Here is a 3,263-nt window from a genome sequence, read left to right as displayed (position 1 = left end):
GCAGGTGAATAAGAGTTTCATTTGTAAAATAAACTAAATAGGAAATTGATTTTGAAAAGAGGGATTTGAATTTTCCTCTAAGTGTGGATAAGGCAGTGAATGGAACTACGTGATTTCGCTGAGCAGGTACTCTATGGGCATTCCTTGGATGAAAAGCTCTTGCTCAAGCCCAAGTTTGTGACCGATGATGAACCGGATCAGGCATTTATAATGCCAGATGGACCTGGACGTCCGAGCGAGTTGCGTATTTCCGAGCGTGGTGTAAAGGCTGATTTTCCTGGAACGAACCGTCTTGATGACGACTTCGAACGCGGGAAGATGCTGCATTTCCTTGCGAACCACGAACTACTAGCGACAGAGTTGATGGCGCTTGTCTTACTAAAGTTCCCTAATGCTCCAAAAGATTTTCGTATGGGGGTCTACGAAACATTGAAGGAGGAACAGGCACACACATTGATGTACATGCGAAGGATGCGTGAGTGTGGTGTCGAGTTTGGTGAATTGCCTGTGAATGACTATTTTTGGAGAGCGGTGGCGCCGATGGAGCAGCCAATGGATTTTGTGAGCCGACTAAGCCTGGTCTTTGAACAGGCAAATCTTGATTACTCCGTGTATTACGCGAAGTTATTTAGGCAGGTGGGTGATGGGGGGACTGCTGCGGTGTTAGAAAAAATCTATGAGGATGAAATCCAGCATGTCGGGCATGGTCTGCAGTGGTTTAGAAAGTGGAAGGATCAATCGAAATCAGATTGGGAAGCATTTCAAACACAACTACACTTTCCGTTAGCTCCAGTTCGAGCCAAAGGTGTGGCTCCGTACAATGCGGAGGGGAGACGGCTCGCGGGGATTGATGAGGACTGGATCGATCTTTTAGAAGTGGCCGAGCAATCACGCGGGCGTACGCCTGTGGTGCATTTGTTTAACCCGAATGCCGAGAGTGAGGAAGTGGCGCGGATGAATAACCAGGCGCTTACCGCGAAGAAAAATGTACGACTGCTAGAGGAGGATTTGGGCATGGTATCACTGGCTCTGGCTAGACGTGATGATGTGGTGTTACTTCATAAAGAGCCTAGCAGGCAGCATCTAAAAAATATCCGGGATTGGGGATTCCCTATGCCGCAATGCGTAGTTCTGGGAGATTCTAAAGAACTGGAAGAACGCCGTGTTGGTGGAGTTCGTCCTTGGGCATGGCAGCAAAAGGCGTCCGATGTCTTGGAGCCATTTTCCCACAATATGAGCGAAAATGTTGATGCCCAATGGCGGGGAAACTCACCCTCCATTTGGATGTCCAAAGAATTTGGGTTCAAGCTGGAGTCGATGTTAGGCGAGCCATTAGGGCAGTGGTGCAGCAGTATCGATGAAGTGGAGAATTATGTGGCCGCTGCAGTTGGAGATGTGCTGATCAAAGCTGCCTACTCGAATGCTGGTCGTGGGCACTGTAGGTTATTGGAGGGTAAGTGGACTAATAGTGCGCGCGGGTGGCTCAAGAAAGTACTGAAAGAACAGCAGGGCGTGCTGGTAGAACCATGGTTGGAGCGCGTTCTCGATTTCTCATCGCAGTATGAAATTGGATCCAATGGTGAGATCAAACAGCGCGGAATGACTAGAGTCATCAATGATGAACTAGGGAGGTTTCGTGGCTCGTTAGTTTTGCCAAAGTGGTCCCAGGGATTGGATGAGGATTTGTGTGGATTTTTGTTTAGAGATTGTCAGGTGCATCATTTTTACCGGCATACTTTGATCGATGCTTTAGGAGAACTACTGGCCGATAGCGGCTACGTGGGAGCAATAGGTGTGGATTCGATGGTCTTCCGTGATGCCAATGGAAAATTAGTCTTCAGGCCAGTGGTTGAAGTCAATCTGCGGTACACGATGGGCCGAGTGGCTTTAGAGTTGTTGAAGAAAACCGCACCGGGATTGGGCGGACATTATGAAATTGTACGGAAGTCTCAGATGGTCGACTCGATAGCTTTTGGCCCAGATGAGGACCTGAAAGAAAAATCAGGTCTCACAGTTGGTGTTTATGTGTTGAATGACCCTGAACTCGCTGAAGAATTCCTTGCTGTGTACCGGGTCGCTCGGCCAAGTGATTTATTAGGCTTAGGTTAATAGCAATTGGTCACTCGCGTCAAAATAGCTATGGAAAGTTTGATGTGGGGAGTGGCCACCACATACCCATAGCTTACCAAAGCTAGTAATCGGCAACCGAGCCTGCCAAATCCTAAGAAGTAAGGCCTCAGCCTCCGAAGAGGTCGACTAAACCGAGCTTACGGCAAGCGGTTGCTCATCGCAGGGACATTGAGTGATCGGCTATTCTGGAAAGTGCAGGTCCTTCGGAGGCGTTTGATTCTCTCAAAGACGACCTGTAGGCGTGCTAACACAACGGCTGAAGGCTTTAATCTTCGCACGCCTTCGGTGGCTGTGTGAAAGACGCTCATGTGATGCGAATGACCAATTGGAGTTCCCAAAGAGCTTAATGAGGCTGTTAGGATTTTGTAGATATGGTTGGAGATCTGAAATTGAGTACTGCGCGCTTTTTGGGTGAATATACTTTTTGCTTCATTCATAGTGCTCACATCACGCCTTCGTCATGCCTCTAGTAATACAGAAACCATTCCAGTATTAGGTTGGTTTGAAACGCCTGCAGGTGTAAGGTTTGGCCTTATCTAGAAGCCTTTTTGTATATGACTCATATTACACAGCTCTAGTGGCTGGATATTCTAAGGTGTGTGAGTGGATAAGGAATGAATTTCTCTGCAGGTGGGGGTATCTTTACGAGCTTATGAAAGTAGATGTAAGAATGTGTTAGTGCAGGATTGCTATGTTGAAAGAGTGATTTCAGCCTACATGGATCTTCATCCTGTACAGGCAGGAATGGTGGATGATCCAAAGAGTCATTGCTGGTGTGGTTGAGGTGAGGCCGTTGCCAGTGATCGAACTACAAGAAAAGGTTATAGCAGCAGTATTAGAGAGCAATGAAGGCGTTATGGGGCTGAATTTAAAGCACCAAAACCAGCTGGAAAGAATCGAGCAATACCATGTGGTGTTCTTCGAGGATGGTGAAGTTATTCAGCTAGAGGCTCAAATAACCAAGGTGACAGAGAGTGAATTGAATCGCTCCCGTCAGGGTATGACTGAGAAACAGGTAAATCGGGTGATCGCTCATGGCGGCAAGCTAAGTCGCTAGTATATGCTACATTGTAGGATTCCATCTTTTTCAGACGGAGTGGTCATTGGAATCAATGAGCTTCGTCGATGGCTGA

General features: G+C 47.4%; 3 protein-coding genes. 2 read left to right on the top strand and 1 reads right to left on the bottom strand.

What is annotated here, in order from left to right; all coding sequences use genetic code 11:
- Positions 1 to 99 precede the first annotated feature (99 nt).
- Complete coding sequence (locus ABGY95_RS06090; RefSeq protein ID WP_347440805.1) at positions 100 to 2,109, top strand: DUF455 family protein; 2,010 nt, start codon at positions 100 to 102, stop codon at positions 2,107 to 2,109.
- A gap of 158 nt (positions 2,110 to 2,267) precedes the next feature.
- On the opposite strand, the gene ABGY95_RS06085 is transcribed toward ABGY95_RS06090, so the two are convergent.
- Positions 2,268 to 2,567, bottom strand: a complete 300-nt coding sequence (locus ABGY95_RS06085; protein WP_347440804.1) for a hypothetical protein — start codon at positions 2,565 to 2,567, stop codon at positions 2,268 to 2,270.
- 314 nt (positions 2,568 to 2,881) lie between these two features.
- Between ABGY95_RS06085 and ABGY95_RS06080 the strand changes: the two genes are divergently transcribed.
- Positions 2,882 to 3,187, top strand: a complete 306-nt coding sequence (locus ABGY95_RS06080) for a hypothetical protein (RefSeq protein ID WP_347440803.1) — start codon at positions 2,882 to 2,884, stop codon at positions 3,185 to 3,187.
- The last annotated feature ends 76 nt before the right edge of the window (positions 3,188 to 3,263 follow it).

Source organism: Rubritalea sp. (assembly GCF_039830215.1).
GTDB lineage: Bacteria > Verrucomicrobiota > Verrucomicrobiia > Verrucomicrobiales > Akkermansiaceae > Rubritalea.
The sequence above is the reverse complement of the archived record's forward strand: the minus strand, read 5'-3'. Positions and strand labels throughout refer to the sequence as shown.

Coding starts and splice junctions, on each gene's coding strand:
- ABGY95_RS06090 (WP_347440805.1), top strand. CDS start 100: ATGGAACTACGTGATTTCGCTGAGCAGGTACTCTATGGGCATTCCTTG.
- ABGY95_RS06085 (WP_347440804.1), bottom strand. CDS start 2,567: ATGAATGAAGCAAAAAGTATATTCACCCAAAAAGCGCGCAGTACTCAA.
- ABGY95_RS06080 (WP_347440803.1), top strand. CDS start 2,882: ATGATCCAAAGAGTCATTGCTGGTGTGGTTGAGGTGAGGCCGTTGCCA.